Below are 15,180 nucleotides of genomic sequence, written 5' to 3'. Positions count from 1 at the left end.
GTTTCGAGGCCTGCCTTCAGCGCACCGAGATGCGCTGCCGCGACATTGGCGTCGGTGACGACCGCGGCGCGTGTGCCCGGCAGCCGGCGCGCAATCTCGGCACCCGCGCGGGCCAACAACCCCGAGCCGATCAGAATGTCGTAGGTCCGGTCGCCAAGGCCGACTTCGACGACAACGGGTGCCTCGATGCTCACTGTTCCACCTCGCCCGTCGCAGCCGCCTGATCAATGCCGAAATGCCGGCACAGCGCGTCCACCACCTCGGTCGCGATGACTTCCTTGCGGTCGTCGCGGGTCGGCACTGTGACGTCCGATGTCGCGTAGACCGGATAGCGCTCGCCCATCAGCCGCTCCAGCACGGCGCGCGGGTCGGCGCTTTTCAGGAGCGGCCGGTTCTGTTTCTTGGCGACGCGATCCATCAGAAGGTCGAGTTCGGCCTTCAGCCACACCGAGACGCCCTGCGCTGCAATCGCCTCGCGCGTCTGCGCATTCATGAAGGCGCCGCCGCCGGTCGACAGCACCTGCGGCCCGTTTTCCAGTACGCGCAGGATGACGCGCTGCTCCAGCGCCCTGAATTCGGTCTCGCCGTAGCGCTCGAACAGTTCCGGAACGGTCATGCGCGAGACGCTTTCGATCTCCTGGTCGCTGTCTATGAAGGGCAGCGCCAGCATCGTCGCCACCTTGCGGCCGATCGCCGTCTTGCCGGCGCCCATCAGTCCGACGAAGACGACGGAACGGCTGCCCAGCCTGCCGAGCAACGCGGCGTGGTTCTCGTCTGGAGGATTTGCTGGCAGCGCGTTCATCGGATGTTTCGAAGGCCCTCTTTGCCGGCGTATCGACATGAAAAGCCCGTTTGCGTCAAGCGTGGCAAGTGCCTTGAACCCGATATGGACTGGCAGGGTCTGCATCAGAAGTTGCTAACAGGCCCCAGCTTCTTCCTTGAATTGGCCGGATTGGCGTCCCATAAGGGGACAGGGTTTGGAAACGCAGAACAAGAAGACGGGCGAAAATTGATGCCGACACTGTTTCGCTTTGTCGTGGTAACGGCGATTCTGGCTGGCATTGCCTATGGTACGATGTTCGCACTGGTGATGTTCGTCGAGCCAAAGAAGGGGGAAATGAGCGTGCGCATCCCTCCGGAAAAGCTCAATCCCAAGAAAAGCTGAATGACAAGACAGGCTGAATGAACAGCGCCGCCCGCATCGAAGCCTTTCTGGAAATGATGAGCGCCGAGCGGGGCGCGGCAGAAAACACGCTTTCCTCCTACCGCCGCGACCTCGAGGACGCTTCCGGCGCGATCGATGGCGGGCTGGCCGGTGCCGCCGCCGCCGATATCCGCGCCTATCTCGACGACATTGCCGCCCGCGGCTTTGCCGCCACGTCGCAGGCGCGCAAACTGTCGGCGATCCGCCAGTTCTTCAAATTCCTCTACGCCGAAGGCCTGCGCGGCGATGACCCGACCGGCACGCTGGACAGCCCGAAAAAGGGCCGCCCGCTGCCCAAGACGATGAGCGAGGCCGACACCGGCCGGCTGATCGACCGTGCAGCAATTGAAGCCGGCGATGTCTCGTCGGGCGATGGGGACAGCCTGGCATCACTGCGCCTGCATGCGCTGGTCGAGGTGCTTTACGCCACCGGCCTGCGCGTTTCCGAGCTGGTCGGCTTGCCGGTGACGGTGGCGCAACGCGACGACCGCTTCTTCATGGTGCGCGGCAAGGGCGACAAGGAGCGCATGGTGCCGCTCTCCGCCAAGGCACGCGCGGCGATGAAGACCTGGCTTGCCGCCCGCGCCAAGGTGCCAGCCTTGGCCGACAGTCCGTTCCTGTTTCCGGCCGCCTCGGACAGCGGCTATCTCTCGCGCCAGGTCTTCGCGCGTGACCTGAAAGGGCTGGCGGCAAGGGCCGGCATTGCCTCGGCGAAGATCTCGCCGCACGTGCTGCGCCATGCTTTCGCCAGCCATCTCCTGCAGAACGGCGCCGATCTGCGGGCCGTGCAGCAATTGCTTGGCCATGCCGACATATCGACGACACAGATTTACACCCATGTGCTGGAAGAGCGGCTGGTGCGGCTGGTCAACGATCATCATCCGCTTGCCGACTAGGCCTCATATCGCTATGTGAGGACGACATTTCACCGCCCGGAGCCTTGGATTCAAGGGTTCCGTCAGCCACTGCCTTCCGACGTATCGGTCCGCTCACGCATGTATAATTACCTCGATTTCGAAAAGCCGGTGCAGGACCTCGAGGGCAAGATCCTCGAGCTGAAGAAGCTTGCCGAGAATGGCGAGGCGGTCGATGTCGGCGACGAGATCAACCGTCTCGAGAAGCGCTCCCGCGACGCATTGCGCGATGCCTACAAGGCGCTGACGCCTTGGCAGAAGGTGCAGGTGGCGCGCCATCCCGACAGGCCGCATTGCGTCGACTACATCAAGGGCCTGTTCACCGATTTCACGCCGCTGGCCGGCGACCGCAATTTCGGTGAGGACCAGGCGATCGTCGGCGGTTTCGCCCGTTTCCGCGGCGAACCCATTGCCATCATCGGCCAGGAAAAAGGTTCCGACACAGCCAGCCGCCTGAAGCACAATTTCGGCTCGGTTCGGCCGGAGGGCTACCGCAAGGCGGTACGGCTGATGGAACTGGCCGACCGCTTCAAGATCCCGCTCCTGACGCTGGTCGACACGGCCGGCGCCTATCCCGGAGTCAACGCCGAGGAGCGCGGCCAGGCGGAGGCTATCGCCCGTTCAACCTCGACCTGTCTCGGCCTGAAAGTACCGTCGATCTCGGTGGTCATCGGCGAAGGCGGTTCGGGCGGCGCCATTGCCATCGCCACCGCCAACCGCGTCTACATGCTCGAACACGCCATCTATTCGGTGATTTCGCCGGAAGGTGCCGCCTCGATCCTGTGGCGCGACACGACACGATCGAAGGACGCGGCGACCAACATGAAGATCACCGCGCAGGATCTTCTGGAACTGAAGATCATCGACGCCATCATCCCCGAGCCGCTCGGCGGTGCGCATCGCGGCGCCGAAACCGTGATCGCCGCGACCGGAGACCTCATCGCCAGGACGATGAAGGACTTCGCCGGCGCCAACACCGATTTCCGCGAACAGCGCCGCGAAAAATACCTGGCCATGGGCCGCAGTCTCTGACCACAGGCACCCTTGGCCGCAACAATGTGGCGGAGCGGAGCATTTTTGCCACAAAAATGCCGCTGCATTCGGCTCAATGAGACTGCCGCAGGGGGATGCGTCGGCACTTGCGGTAAGGAATTTATTAGGGTTAACGGGCTTAGGGTCCGTCGATGCGCAGTGTAGCAGCCGGGGCAGGAAACGTCCTGGCGCCAGAGAAAAGACGATATCCGTAGCCATGTTTGTCAAGCTTGCCCGCACCGGAATCCTGATCGCTGCCCTCGGCGTTGCCGGCTGCAACAATTCGTCGATGAAGGATTTTGCCCCGGAGGCCAACAAGCCGCTGCCCGACAAGATCCTCGCCGACATGAGGGCCAAGGGCATGGTCCGCACCTCGTCGGTGATGGCCCGCATCTTCAAGGAAGAAGGCAAGCTCGAGATCTGGAAGGCCAAGACCAACGGCCGCTATGACATGGTCGCCAGCTACGACATCTGCAAATGGTCGGGCAAGCTCGGGCCGAAATACACCGAAGGCGACCGCCAGGCGCCGGAAGGCTTCTACACGGTGCGCCCGGCGCAGATGAATCCGCGCTCGAACTACCATCTGTCCTTCAACATCGGCTATCCCAACGCCTATGACCGCGCCAACGGCCGCACCGGCTCCAATTTGATGGTGCACGGCGCCTGTTCGTCGTCGGGCTGCTATTCGATGACCGATGCGCAGATCGAGCAGATCTATGCCTTCGGCCGCGATGCTTTCCAGGGCGGCCAGACCGAGTTCCAGATCCAGGCGTTTCCGTTCCGCATGACCGCCGCCAACATGGCGCGCTACCGCAACGACCCGAATTACGACTTCTGGAAGATGCTCAAGGTCGGCTACGACAATTTCGAGATCACCAAGGTGCCGCCGAAGGTCGATGTCTGCGAGAAGCGTTATGTCTTCAACCAGGTAGCCGCCGACGGTCAGACATTCGATCCGACTGGCGCCTGCCCGGCGACGACGCAGCCTGATTCGCTGCAGAGCGCCTACAATTCCTACATGAGCACCTATGACGCGGCGTTCAGCGGCGCGGTCAAGGCCAGCGTGCCGGCGCCCAAGCCGACCATCGCCGGTATCAAGGAAGCCAGCATCGTCTCCGACTGGTCCAAGCGCCGCGCACGCGGCGAACGCGTACCGATCGATCCGCCGTCGCTCAACAATGACGGCTCGGTCACCGAGACGGCACGCATGGGCCGCATCGATTCGCCCGCCGGCCGCAAGATGGCGGCTCTTGATGCCGAAAAAGCTGCCAAGCAGAAGGCCGAGGAGCAGAGGCTGGCTGCCATAGAGGCGGCCAAGCAAGCCAAGGAAGCCGCCAAGGCCCAGGCTCTGGCCGAAAAGGAGGCCGAGAAGGCCGCCAAGGAGGCCCCAGTCGCCACCGCGACCATCGCGGCCCCTTCGGAAGCGGCGCCAATGGCTGAAACGCAAGCGGCGAGTGCCGACGAAAGCCGGGTGACGAAGCTGAAGAACAAGCTGCTCGGCATGTTCGGCGGTTGATATCGCCCGTGGCTGATCGCGCCGCTATTTATGACCTCAAGGGGCTGAACTGCCCCTTGCCCGTGCTCAAGGCCAAGAAGCGCCTCGCGGGGATGCAACCGGGCAGTCGGCTCTGGTTGGAGACCACCGACCCGCTCGCCGTCATCGACATTCCGGCATTCTGCTCCGAGAGCGGCCACCAGTTGATTGAAACGGCCGCGGTCTCCGGCGGCCATCGCTTCCTGGTCGAGCGCGGCGCGCCGTAATCGTTGGGAGCTACCGCCCGGCGATCGCCAGCGGATTGTTTTCCAGCGCCGCGCGGTCGGGCGTGTCAACCGACGGCCGGTCGGTGAAGGCGGCGAACAGCCTGCGGATATAATCTTCCGGCATGTCGAGCGTGATCAGCACCAGCCGCGTGCCACGCTGGCCATCCGGCCAGGACGGCAATTGCACCGGCGGATGCAGGATCTTCTGCACGCCATGGATCACCAGCGGCCGCGACGGGTCTTCCCTGAGCTCGATGACGCCCTTCATGCGCAGCAGGCGCTCGCCATGGGTCGAACGCAGCAGGTCGAGGAACATCTCGATCGCCGAAAACGGCACCGGGCCGTCATGCACCAGCGAATAGGAGCGCACGCGCTGATCGTGACGATGGCCGTGGTCATGGCCATGCTCGTGATCATGACCAGCATGATGGTGATGATCGTGCGCCGCTTCCTCGCCAAGCCAGCGCCGCACATCGGCGGATTTGGTTGCCGGGTTGTAGAGGCCGCAATCAAACAACGCCGCCACGCCTGTCTCCGTGTCGCCGGCATCGAGCAGTTCGGCGCCCGGATTGATCTGCCGCAGGCGCGCCCGCAGCATTTCCAGCTCATTGGGGTCGGTGGCCAGATCGGCTTTGCTGAGCACGATGCGGTCGGCGACGGCAACCTGCTTTACCGCCTCGACATGGGCATCGAGCGTGGCGTTGCCGTTGACGGCATCGACCAAAGTGATGACGCCGTCGAGCCGGAAGGCCTGGATCAGCGCCGGATGCGCCATGATCGACTGCAGCACCGGCGCCGGGTCGGCAAGGCCGGTGGTTTCGACGATGACGCGGGCGAGCCGGGCAATGCGGCCGGTCTGCAGCCGGTCGACCAGGTCGGCCAGCGTATCGACCAGTTCGCCGCGCACCGTGCAGCACAGGCAGCCGTCCGACAGCTGGATGATGCCGTCGGAAGACTGCTCGACCAGCAAATGGTCGATCGCCACCTCGCCGAACTCGTTGATGATCACCGCGGTGTCGGCCAGCGCCGGATCCTTGAGCAGCCGGTTGAGCAGCGTCGTCTTGCCGGCGCCGAGGAAGCCGGTCAGCACCGAGACTGGGATCGGGAAGCCGCTGCCCATTGGCTAGTTCGCAACCTTGACCGGCTGGTCGCCCTGCGCGGCGGAGCCGGCAATCTTCGGGCCGGTGCCGGCCGGTGCCGGCCTGTCGGGCCGCCAGCTCGGGATCGGCACATCGGCAAATTCCTGCGCGCCCTGGTCGAGGATGGCCTTCGGCGCCGGACCGGTGGCGCCGCCAAGGCCGACGGCAACCAGCGTCGGCACATGGTCGAGCTTTTCCTGATAGGGTGATTTCGGCACGTTCTTGGCGGCGGCCGGCGGCGCCTCGGATTGCTCCTGCGGCGTCTTCTTCTTGCAGACCTCGTCCTGCATGTCGTTGGGTGAGACCGTGTCGCCATAGGGCGCCAGCGTGGTGACGGTGGCCGAGCCGGCGACAGGCGTGTCGAACCCCTGATCGAGCAGTTTTGCCGCCGTCTCGGCGCGGGTGACCGCCGACTTCTCGCCAAGCACAACCGCGACCAGCGTGCGCCCGTTGCGCGTCGCCGAACCGATCATGTTGAAGCCGGAAGGGCAGACAAAACCGGTCTTCATGCCATCGGCGCCGGGATAGCGGCCGATCAAGAGATTGTAGTTGGGGATCGCCTTCTTGCCGACGGCAAGGCCCTCGATCGAGAACCACGGCACATATTGCGGAAATTCGCGGCGGATCGCCATCACCAGCACGGCGAGGTCGCGCGCCGTCGTGTACTGATCCGGCGAATAGAGCCCGTTCGGATTGACGAAATGCGTGCCGTTCATGCCGAGCCGGGTCGCCTCGGCGTTCATCCGGTCGGCAAAGGCCGCCTGCGAACCGCCGACATTTTCGCCGACAGCCATGGCAATGTCGTTGGCCGATTTGACCAGCATCATCTTCAGCGCATTGTCGAGCCGCATCACCGAACCCGGCTTGAAGCCCATCTTGCTTGGCGGCTCGGCGGCGGAGTGTTTGGTCACCTTGATCGGCGAATCGAGCTGTACCTCGCCGGCCGCGATCGCCCGAAAGGTGACGTAAGCGGTCATCAGCTTGCTCAGCGATGCCGGATACCAGCGCTTGAACGCATCCTGATGCTGCAGGATCTTGCCGCTGCCGAGGTCGAACACGACCACCGGATTGGCCAGCGCCGGCCCGGCCACAACCGACAGCGCGATTGTGCCAGCCGAGAATAGTTTGAGGAAATGCCTGTACCGCATGATCAAATCCGAAATCGCCTCTTGCCGTAGTCGCCCCTGGCTCCGTAAGATTTCATTACGCGATCGCCAGCATATGGTCCGACCCTCAAAACCCGGACCCCATTGTTGCGGTGCTATTTACTCTATGTGACGCCAAGATGGCAAAGTGCCTGGCGATCACAATTGCAAGGCAGCGGCCAACACCCGCCGTCCCAACAGCGAGATGGAACCATCATGCCAATCCTGAACCGTGCCGCCGAAATGCAGGACGAAGTTGCCGGCTGGCGCCAGCATCTGCACCAGACGCCAGAACTGAACTTCGACGTCTTCAAGACCGCCGCCTTCGTCACCGAGAAGCTGAAGGCTTTCGGCTGTGACGATGTGGTCACCGGGCTCGGCAAGACCGGCGTGGTCGGCATCATCCGCGGCCGCCAGGGCGAAGGTCCCACCATCGGCCTGCGCGCCGACATGGACGCGCTGCCGCTCAACGAGATATCAGGAAAGCCCTACGCCTCGACCATCCCCGGCAAGATGCATGCCTGCGGCCATGACGGCCACACGGCGATGCTGCTGGGTGCGGCCAAATACCTCGCCGAGACGCGCAACTTCACCGGTTCGGTGGCGGTGATCTTCCAGCCGGCCGAAGAGGGCGGCGGCGGCGGCAACGAGATGGTCAAGGACGGCATGATGGAGCGTTTCGACATCTCCAGGGTATTCGGCATGCACAACATGCCGGGCCTGCCTGTCGGACAGTTCGCCATTCGCCCGGGCCCGATCATGGCGGCGACCGCCGAATTCACCATCACCGTGCGCGGCAAGGGCGGCCACGCGGCGATGCCGCACGGTACGATCGACCCGATCGTCATCACCAGCCAACTGGTCGGCGCCTTGCAGACGATCGCCTCGCGCAGCACCGATCCGGTCGAGGCCGTGGTGGTGTCGGTGACCAAGTTCCACGCCGGCGATGCCTACAACATCATCCCCGAAACCGCCGAAATCGCCGGCACCGTGCGCACCTTGCGAAAAGAAATCGCCAAGAAGTCCGAAGAGCGCATCCGCAGCATTTGCGACGGGCTGGCGACCGCGTTCGGGGCCAGGATCGAGGTTGACTACCAGGCGAATTATCCCGTGACCTTCAACCACGCGGAAGAGACGGTGTTTGCCGGTGACGTCGCGATGAGTGTCGCTGGCGACGCCCATGTCCACCGCGGCATCCAGCCGGTGATGGGCGGCGAGGATTTCTCCTACATGCTCGAAGCCCGCCCCGGCGCCTTCATCTTCATCGGCAATGGCGACACCGCCGGTCTGCACCACCCGGCCTACGATTTCAACGACGAGGTCATCCCGCACGGCATGAGCTACTGGGTGAAACTGGCTGAAACCGCGCTGGCCGCCTGACAGCGGCAGCGCAAAGCCGGCCGAATTGCCTTCGGCCGGCCTCTTGGCGAAACGATCCGAAGCGGCTATGTGTCTGGCCGCGTGGTCCCGTAGCTCAGTAGGATAGAGCGGCAGATTCCTAATCTGTAGGTCACAGGTTCGATTCCTGTCGGGATCACCATGCTTTGCATCAGCTTAGCAAATTGACGTCGTACTTTTCGCGAAACAGTACGACGAATTCTAATCTCGGCGGGAATGCATCACCGAACAAGGAACGATCAGCTTCACTACGAAGAGCGGGCACTACAATGGCCCTTTGTCTGGCCGAAGGCTGCCTGCAGGATCACTAGGAGCTGATGGTTGACCGTGGTGCGCTGTGACCTAGCTTAAAGTTCATGATGGACAGTCCTAAGCCCGGAAATGGCGAATTGTCCGCACCGGCGAACTCTCGCGAGGTTGCTATGCAGAGGCGCAAACCGGCGTTTCAGAGCCCTGCATGCGTCCTTGGTCGGCCATTGCCCGCTACGGAATATCAACTGCGGCGATCTATCGGAACGCGACCGGCGCCCCGCCATCCGCAACAATTCGCAAGGACCAGAAGGATCCCGAAGAAAGCGACGCTCCGAGAGCGGTAAGGCCTTGGCGAATACCAAGGCGAATGACCAGACATCGCTTTATGAACTTGGCAATACACCCAGAACGCACGGGCACGGCAATGCCAAATTATCTTGCCGAAATGTATGCAAACGACGTAAATCTGGCCATTCTGAGCGCAGTGGTGACGCTTGCATCGGTGGGCGTCTATCTTGTGCTCCGGCGTATCCTTGCCGCAGTGCGACGGCGCCGCCTTGCAGCGTTTGACGAAGGCAGATCCGGTTTCGCCGACGAGGCTTCTTGGGAATGGGAAAGCCCGGACGGACTTGTCGTCGGGCCTGCTTCTTCCAAGGCTGCCAACCCCTTGCATGCGGTCGGCCTGGATGTTCGGGCTCAAAATACCAACTACTCTCGGTTCGGAGTGCGAATCGAACATTTCGCCGCGACATCCGAACCCAGCGGGTGCTCGTCAGTGGTCGAGACCGGTGCTCCTGCACCGAACAGAGTGCAGTCTGGCCGGCTTGCAGCATCCATCAGCGCGATCGCGGAACGTGGGAAGCGGATTTGCGGGTCGGCATGGAACCAATTGCGCCATAAGGCTTCACCGCCAAAAATTGCTCCGTTGGCCTATGCTGCGGATCGCGGTTTGAATTTCACAGCTCAGTTGAGAGATCCCGACCCGGCCATGGCGCCTGCCTCAAACCCTGTCGTTCGCAGGCCGATCGTTCTTGTATCGCGCTTGGGTCTCGCCGCCATTTGTCTGGCCGCGCCGATTGGCTATGCGATGACGAGACAAATCTGGGTCGAAAGCGCTTCCGCCATCTCGCAAACCCAAGACCAGGCCCATCGAGACCTTTCGCGCCCGCTGGGATTTCAGGCGAGTGCCGAATTGCTTGGCCCGGATCTCACGGCTAACCAGGCGCAAACCGGGACGGATCGTGCTCAGGCTGCCGCTGCGAGACAATTGGCCGACCAGGAGCACCGGGCGGCGGAAGGCGAGCGTGCCAGGAGCGCCGCTCTGCAGGGAGCGCTCCTCGAGGCGAGCAAGCAGATCCACACGCTGAGGGCAAGCATGGCAGCTGCCGATGACGCGCGCGAGGAGCGGTTGCGCAATGAACTCGCGGCAGCCCGCACCCTTGACGCGTTGCGGCGCATTGCGGGAGAGGCCGGCACGATGCTGAGCGAGGGCGCCAGCTATGTCCTTAAGGAGATGCCCGCTGCTCATCTCGAGCAGGAGCAAGCCCAAAGGCAGGCGCGCGATTTATCGCAAGCGCGCGTCCAAATTGAACAGCTTGAGACCGAGGCCGCCAAGGATCGCGCCACGGCCAAGGCTTCACTGGTGCAGGCGAGCGGCATACTCGACGACGAGCGCCGGAAGACGGAGCTGCTTCGTGGCGATCTCGCCGAAGCGAAACTGGCCAATGCCGCACTCATGAAGCGTACGGCTGCGGCTGAGCAGGAACAGACCGACGCGGTCACAGCGAGACAACAAGTGGAGCGGACCGCAGCTGACACGGAGCGAACGCTCGCACGAGAACGCGCTGCAGCAGCAGCGGCCGTTGAGGAGCTGAAAGAAGCTCGCATCGAGCGCCAGGCGGCTGAACTGGAGCGAGCCAAGGCAGTCTCAGCGAAAGAGCGTGCCGAGCAGGCCGCAACCGAGACGGCACAGGCCCTGGCACGGGAACGTACTACAGCCGTCATGAATCGTAAGGATCTCGACAGAGCACGCATCGAGCGCGAAGCCGCCGCCCAAGCTCTTTTGGTGCGTGTCGCTAAGCTTCAGGAGGCTCTGGACGAGCAACGCAAGGCCACTGTTTCTCTTGCCCGCGACTTGGCTGCGGCGCGCGGGGACAACGACAGGCTCAGGACTGAGCGCCGCAGCGCGCAGATCGAACCGCCCCTGAAGCCGCGTTCTGGCCGCGCGGCAGCCAGCCAGGTGAAGGCCGTCAGCAAGAAGATTGGCAAGGTTCGCAGCCCTTCGCGGATGACCCGGGTGCGTTCGATCACACTTCCTTATTCGCTCTTGCCAAGACACGTGACACCGCAGTGATTTCCGACTGCGCGGTCGCTTCCGTGGAAGGCCATTTTTGATGCCCCGCACCCCTTCGTAATGCACCCGAGGCCTGCTGCCATTTCGGCCAAAGATGAATGGCCTCTCGAATTCACCCTGCTTCATCAGCGAGAGTGTTCTGCGCGATGCGCTATGTCAGGCCGATCACGCTGCCTGTCGCGTCCAATTCGCATTGGATCGCCGCCTGCCGCGTTTCCACGCTGCCTTGCCGCGCATAGTCGATGCTGACCTCGATGGGGGCCGAGATCGTCGCCCGACTCAACTGATGTACGAAGCCCGCGCTGGTGACGCGCACGCTGGTCGCCCCCAACGGAGCGGCGGCCGACTCGATGGCATCATGGCAGGCCCGAACGACTTTATCCGGGACGCCCGGCAGCGCCTCGGTTCGGCTGACTGTTGATTGAGTTTTGCTGTCGCTGGGAGGCTGGAGAGCGGCCGGGAGGTCGAGCGACTGTCCGCCCCTTGCGGACGCAACAGCAGTGGCGGTGGCCGAACCTACAGTCCCCGGGGCTGTCGTAGTGCCGCTTGTGCTGGTCTCGCCGTCGTCCGCCGACGAACTGGAGCCGCCGGGGTCGTCGCCAGTCCCTTTGTGCGAGCCGCCCTGGTTGCCGCCGGCGTCATGACCTCCACCGCCCCCATGGTCACCAGAACCATGGCCGCCGTTGCCATGCCCTCCGCCTTGCTGACCACCGGTTGCAGCTCCTGCGCAAACTACCGCGATCGAGCAAGCTAAGACGAAATACGCACAGGTGAATCCACGCGATTGACGCACGACGACCTCCATGGATGCGTCGGTCCAACCGTCTTTCCGCGGCGTGCAGTCAGAACGGCGCGAACCGCCGCTGCCCCCGAGGCAACCTCGCGATTGCCGCGCCCCCGAAAGAACTAGGGGATCAATCCGGTCTATCAAGGATACCTGGCCGGCAAGCACCGATGAGAGGGCGCTTGGCTGGCGAGTGCCGTATCATTCATGTCGAGGCCGACCGTCTGGATGACGCCGCAGACGCCTTCATGACCCAATGACCGGAGTCCGAGGAGTGGCCTGGCCGAGGCCCCGGCGAATGCAGAGATCAGCGAATACGCTTACCGCGCCCAGGTCAGCGCACCTCCTCCGAGCCATCGGCGACACCCAGGCGATGTCGGTGGGATGGCCTCCAAAAGGCCCCCGGAGGCACGAAAAAGCTTCGCTTGAGCACTCGCCGCGATGGCGCGGCCAGACGGATCACCCCGCTTCAGCCGACCCGCACGACAAAATGCTTCGTCACCGGCTCGATGATCTTCCAGGTTCCCTTGAAATCCGCTTCCACGACGAAGGCATCGCCGGGGCCGACCTCGACCGGCGTGCCGCCGTCCGGCGTGATGATGATGCGGCCGGCGATCATGTGCACGAACTCATAGTCGGTATAGGTGGCGTGATAGGTGCCGGGTGTCGCCCGCCAGGTGCCCGACAACACCTTGCCGTCCTCGGTCGTGTGCTGGACGGCGGTTTGCATGGTCGGCCTGCCCTCGACGACGATCCAGCCAGCCAGATCGCCTGCGTCCGCGTGTTCGACGGTGCCGAATTTGAGGATTGTCTCGCGTGTCATGTGCTGAACTCCGTTTGGGGATTGCGTGGCGCTGTTTGCCTGGCCGGTCAGATAACCGATGCACCTGCCGCGAGCAATGCCGCCGCCATACGGCCGGCACCTTGGCTGACGGTGCATCAAACAAAAACCCGCCTGTGCGGCGGGTCACTGGCGCAAATCAGCACCATAGGCAAAAATGTACCATAGCTGAGGTCACCGAGTCAAGAAAAAATTCCTATCGCGAAAAAGCTGGCGGCGCAAAAGCTGCCAGCACTGGCTGCCATAAGGCCGTTTGTTGATTTGAAGTCAGAGCCCTGCCATGCGGCGCACGCCGCGCCCTCTCGACGGGCGGGTCAGGGTTTGTGGCGCGCCGAAACGAGTTCCGCCTTGCGCCTTGCCGTCTCCAGCCCGAGCCCGATGAAGGCGCGCGCGTGCTTGGCCAGCGCCATGTTGTCCGTCCACAGATTGCGCCAGATGGCGGTCTTCTTCGACAGGTGCTCATCGACGATTTCCGAAGAGAAGGATTCGAAGCTGAGATCGTCGCTGTAGCCGATCGCCGTCAGCGCATCGAAGATCGCGGCGAAATCGATATTGCCGGTGCCGAGGAAGCCGCGATGGCTTTCGCCGATATGGACATAGCCGATCTTGTCCGCGGCTTGATGGATGGCCAGCCCGACATCGGCCTCCTCGATGTTCATGTGGAACGTGTCGAGATGCAGGAAGATGTTGTCCGAGCCAGTGTCCTCGATGAAGGCCAGTCCTTGCGCGGCGGTGTTGAGCAGATTGCTTTCGAAGCGGTTGACGATCTCGAGGTTGAGCGTGACGCCGGCCGCCTTGGCTGTTTCGGCAACCTTGGCCAGCGTGCCGGCACTGCGCTGCCATTGATCGCGCGTCGGCGCCTCGACCTGCAATCCGTGGCTGGTCGAGAGAATGCCGGCGACCTTCCGGCCGCCGAGGTCACGCGTCAGCGCGATGGTATCGTTGAGGATTTCGACGCCGCGCGCGGCAATCGCCCTGTCGGCGCTCGAAATATCGCCGTCAACAGGCAATCCGATGCTGATCGCCACGCCGAGGCCAAGATCGGCGATGCGCCTGGCGAGCCCGCCGATGTCGACATCGGCGGGGGCGAGATAGGAGAATTCGATGAGATCGAAGCCGGCCTCCCTGGTGTTGGCCAGCGTGCGCTCCAGATCGGCCTGAGCCGAGCTCGCCGACCAGACGAAAGAATGGATTCCAATACGCGACATCATCGTCTCCGGTGCTGACAAGGTGCGGCCGGGTCATCCCGGCCGCACCGGTCTTGGAAGAATTTAGCGGGCTGCGGTCCAGCCCTTGTAGTCCTTCAGGTTCTCGGCCGTGATCAGCTTCGGGTCGAGCAGAACGGTCGGCTCCGCCGGCTTCTTGCCGGCCAGCAGCTCGGCCGCCATCGTCAGTGACTGGCCGGCCATCACATAGGGATCCTGCGAGGCCGAGGCCTTGATCATCGAGGTGCCGGAAGAGAGTTCCTTCTCGATATCGGGCGCGCCGTCGACGGCGGTGAAGATGAACTCCGAACGGTTGAGCTGCTTGGCAGCGAGCTGGGCGCCGATCGCCGTCGGGTCATTGATGGCAAACACCGCATCGATCTTGTCGAAGCGGGTGAGCAGCGACTGGAACACCTTCAGGCCGCCGTCGCGCGAGCCTTCGGCATTCTGGTCGTCGGAGAGGATCTTGATGTCGGGATGCTGCGAAAGCACGTTCTTGCAGCCCTTCACCCGCTCCAGGATCGACGACGATGCCGGTCCGTTGAGGATGACGTAGTCGCCCTTGCCGCCGGTGTGGTCGACCAGGTACTGGCAGGCCTCTTCGCCGGCCTTGACGTTGTTGGTCATCACGGTGACGTCGGCGCCCGGCGCCGAAACGTCGAAGGCGGCAACGACGATACCTGCGGCCTGTGCCTTCTTCACCGCCGGCGCGATCGCCTTGGCGTCGACGGCATTGAGCATGATCACGTCGACACCGGCGGCGATGAACGAATCGACCTGCGAGACCTGCTTGTTCAGGTCATAATCGGCCGATACCGAGGTCACCTCGACCTTCGGGTTGATCTTCTTGGCCGCGTCCTCGATGCCCTTGATGGTGGCGACGAAGAAGGGATTGCCGAGCAGGCCGACCGAGATACCGACCTTGTTGAGGTCCTTGGCCGAAGCAGGCGCGATGGCGAGCGACGCGAGTGCGACGCCGCAGAGCAGTTTGGCGATGGTCTTCATTGCTTTCCTCCGATTGCCCCGCGCCTCTCACGGTGCGTTACACAAACCGGTCGTTGACGCCGGCGACTAAGGTCAATCACGTTCTTGCTCCTGCCTGGAGCCTGTAGCGGTCGAGGGCGACCGCCACGATGATGACCAATCCCTTGA

General features: G+C 63.2%; 14 protein-coding genes, 1 tRNA gene and 1 pseudogene. 8 read left to right on the top strand and 8 right to left on the bottom strand.

Going from position 1 to position 15,180, the window contains the following annotated elements:
- A pseudogene (locus tag EN994_RS02875) lies at window positions 1–194 on the bottom strand (3-dehydroquinate synthase); the annotation flags it as partial.
- A complete protein-coding gene (locus EN994_RS02870; protein ID WP_024503735.1) occupies window positions 191–802 on the bottom strand; it encodes a shikimate kinase in 612 nt (203 codons plus the stop codon). The gene EN994_RS02870 and the pseudogene EN994_RS02875, both read right to left, overlap by 4 nt.
- Before the next feature lie 210 nt (window positions 803–1,012).
- On the opposite strand from EN994_RS02870, the gene EN994_RS02865 reads away from it, so the two are divergent.
- The 5 genes from EN994_RS02865 (at window position 1,013) to EN994_RS02845 (ending at window position 4,911) form a co-directional block, all read left to right on the top strand.
- Window positions 1,013–1,165, top strand: a complete 153-nt coding sequence (locus EN994_RS02865) for a hypothetical protein (RefSeq protein ID WP_013529356.1) — start codon at window positions 1,013–1,015, stop codon at window positions 1,163–1,165.
- 17 nt (window positions 1,166–1,182) lie between these two features.
- Window positions 1,183–2,100, top strand: coding sequence for a site-specific tyrosine recombinase XerD (locus EN994_RS02860; RefSeq protein WP_063169115.1), 918 nt, complete (start codon window positions 1,183–1,185; stop codon window positions 2,098–2,100).
- A 99-nt stretch (window positions 2,101–2,199) separates the two neighbouring features.
- The gene (locus EN994_RS02855) at window positions 2,200–3,150 is read left to right on the top strand and encodes an acetyl-CoA carboxylase carboxyltransferase subunit alpha (protein WP_024503734.1); all 951 of its coding nucleotides are present in this window, start codon (window positions 2,200–2,202) and stop codon (window positions 3,148–3,150) included.
- 217 nt (window positions 3,151–3,367) lie between these two features.
- Complete coding sequence (locus EN994_RS02850) at window positions 3,368–4,666, top strand: murein L,D-transpeptidase family protein (RefSeq protein WP_127307392.1); 1,299 nt, start codon at window positions 3,368–3,370, stop codon at window positions 4,664–4,666.
- A gap of 8 nt (window positions 4,667–4,674) precedes the next feature.
- Window positions 4,675–4,911 (top strand): sulfurtransferase TusA family protein, encoded by a 237-nt coding sequence (locus EN994_RS02845; protein WP_024503732.1) that lies wholly within the window; start codon window positions 4,675–4,677, stop codon window positions 4,909–4,911.
- Window positions 4,912–4,921: 10 nt separating this feature from the next.
- Here the strand turns inward: EN994_RS02845 and EN994_RS02840 are convergent, their stop codons facing one another.
- Complete coding sequence (locus EN994_RS02840; RefSeq protein WP_027162928.1) at window positions 4,922–6,031, bottom strand: GTP-binding protein; 1,110 nt, start codon at window positions 6,029–6,031, stop codon at window positions 4,922–4,924.
- Window positions 6,032–6,034: 3 nt separating this feature from the next.
- Window positions 6,035–7,198: a D-alanyl-D-alanine carboxypeptidase family protein gene (locus EN994_RS02835; RefSeq protein WP_013529350.1), complete on the bottom strand. Its 1,164-nt coding sequence runs from the start codon at window positions 7,196–7,198 to the stop codon at window positions 6,035–6,037.
- Window positions 7,199–7,411: 213 nt separating this feature from the next.
- Between EN994_RS02835 and EN994_RS02830 the strand changes: the two genes are divergently transcribed.
- The 3 genes from EN994_RS02830 to EN994_RS35915 all read left to right on the top strand — a co-directional run bounded on the left by EN994_RS02830 (window position 7,412) and on the right by EN994_RS35915 (window position 11,198).
- Entirely contained in the window at window positions 7,412–8,575 is a 1,164-nt protein-coding gene (locus EN994_RS02830; protein ID WP_063169116.1) for a M20 aminoacylase family protein, read from the top strand.
- Window positions 8,576–8,658: 83 nt separating this feature from the next.
- A tRNA-Arg gene (locus EN994_RS02825) sits at window positions 8,659–8,735 on the top strand.
- Between the two features lie 477 nt (window positions 8,736–9,212).
- A complete protein-coding gene (locus EN994_RS35915; protein ID WP_244514235.1) occupies window positions 9,213–11,198 on the top strand; it encodes a hypothetical protein in 1,986 nt (661 codons plus the stop codon).
- Window positions 11,199–11,349: 151 nt separating this feature from the next.
- Here the strand turns inward: EN994_RS35915 and EN994_RS35265 are convergent, their stop codons facing one another.
- The 4 genes from EN994_RS35265 to EN994_RS02800 all read right to left on the bottom strand — a co-directional run bounded on the left by EN994_RS35265 (window position 11,350) and on the right by EN994_RS02800 (window position 15,033).
- On the bottom strand, window positions 11,350–11,514 hold the full coding sequence (locus EN994_RS35265) for a hypothetical protein (protein WP_164745797.1): 165 nt from the start codon (window positions 11,512–11,514) through the stop codon (window positions 11,350–11,352).
- Window positions 11,515–12,451: 937 nt separating this feature from the next.
- The gene (locus EN994_RS02810; protein ID WP_024503728.1) at window positions 12,452–12,805 is read right to left on the bottom strand and encodes a cupin domain-containing protein; all 354 of its coding nucleotides are present in this window, start codon (window positions 12,803–12,805) and stop codon (window positions 12,452–12,454) included.
- Between the two features lie 332 nt (window positions 12,806–13,137).
- On the bottom strand, window positions 13,138–14,031 hold the full coding sequence (locus EN994_RS02805; protein WP_127307391.1) for a sugar phosphate isomerase/epimerase: 894 nt from the start codon (window positions 14,029–14,031) through the stop codon (window positions 13,138–13,140).
- A gap of 63 nt (window positions 14,032–14,094) precedes the next feature.
- Entirely contained in the window at window positions 14,095–15,033 is a 939-nt protein-coding gene (locus EN994_RS02800) for an ABC transporter substrate-binding protein (RefSeq protein WP_013529341.1), read from the bottom strand.
- Between the last annotated feature and the right edge of the window lie 147 nt (window positions 15,034–15,180).

The organism is Mesorhizobium sp. M7A.F.Ca.CA.002.09.1.1 (genome assembly GCF_003998555.1).
Classification (GTDB): domain Bacteria; phylum Pseudomonadota; class Alphaproteobacteria; order Rhizobiales; family Rhizobiaceae; genus Mesorhizobium; species Mesorhizobium ciceri.
Note: the sequence above shows the minus strand (reverse complement) of the source record. Positions and strands in the feature narration are given on the sequence as shown.

What these genes read in the sequence shown, in the direction of transcription:
- EN994_RS02870 (WP_024503735.1), bottom strand. Translation starts at nt 802, where the DNA reads ATGAACGCGCTGCCAGCAAATCCTCCAGACGAGAACCACGCCGCGTTG.
- EN994_RS02865 (WP_013529356.1), top strand. Translation starts at nt 1,013, where the DNA reads ATGCCGACACTGTTTCGCTTTGTCGTGGTAACGGCGATTCTGGCTGGC.
- EN994_RS02860 (WP_063169115.1), top strand. Translation starts at nt 1,183, where the DNA reads ATGAACAGCGCCGCCCGCATCGAAGCCTTTCTGGAAATGATGAGCGCC.
- EN994_RS02855 (WP_024503734.1), top strand. Translation starts at nt 2,200, where the DNA reads ATGTATAATTACCTCGATTTCGAAAAGCCGGTGCAGGACCTCGAGGGC.
- EN994_RS02850 (WP_127307392.1), top strand. Translation starts at nt 3,368, where the DNA reads ATGTTTGTCAAGCTTGCCCGCACCGGAATCCTGATCGCTGCCCTCGGC.
- EN994_RS02840 (WP_027162928.1), bottom strand. Translation starts at nt 6,031, where the DNA reads ATGGGCAGCGGCTTCCCGATCCCAGTCTCGGTGCTGACCGGCTTCCTC.
- EN994_RS02835 (WP_013529350.1), bottom strand. Translation starts at nt 7,198, where the DNA reads ATGCGGTACAGGCATTTCCTCAAACTATTCTCGGCTGGCACAATCGCG.
- EN994_RS02830 (WP_063169116.1), top strand. Translation starts at nt 7,412, where the DNA reads ATGCCAATCCTGAACCGTGCCGCCGAAATGCAGGACGAAGTTGCCGGC.
- EN994_RS35915 (WP_244514235.1), top strand. Translation starts at nt 9,213, where the DNA reads ATGACCAGACATCGCTTTATGAACTTGGCAATACACCCAGAACGCACG.
- EN994_RS02810 (WP_024503728.1), bottom strand. Translation starts at nt 12,805, where the DNA reads ATGACACGCGAGACAATCCTCAAATTCGGCACCGTCGAACACGCGGAC.
- EN994_RS02805 (WP_127307391.1), bottom strand. Translation starts at nt 14,031, where the DNA reads ATGTCGCGTATTGGAATCCATTCTTTCGTCTGGTCGGCGAGCTCGGCT.
- EN994_RS02800 (WP_013529341.1), bottom strand. Translation starts at nt 15,033, where the DNA reads ATGAAGACCATCGCCAAACTGCTCTGCGGCGTCGCACTCGCGTCGCTC.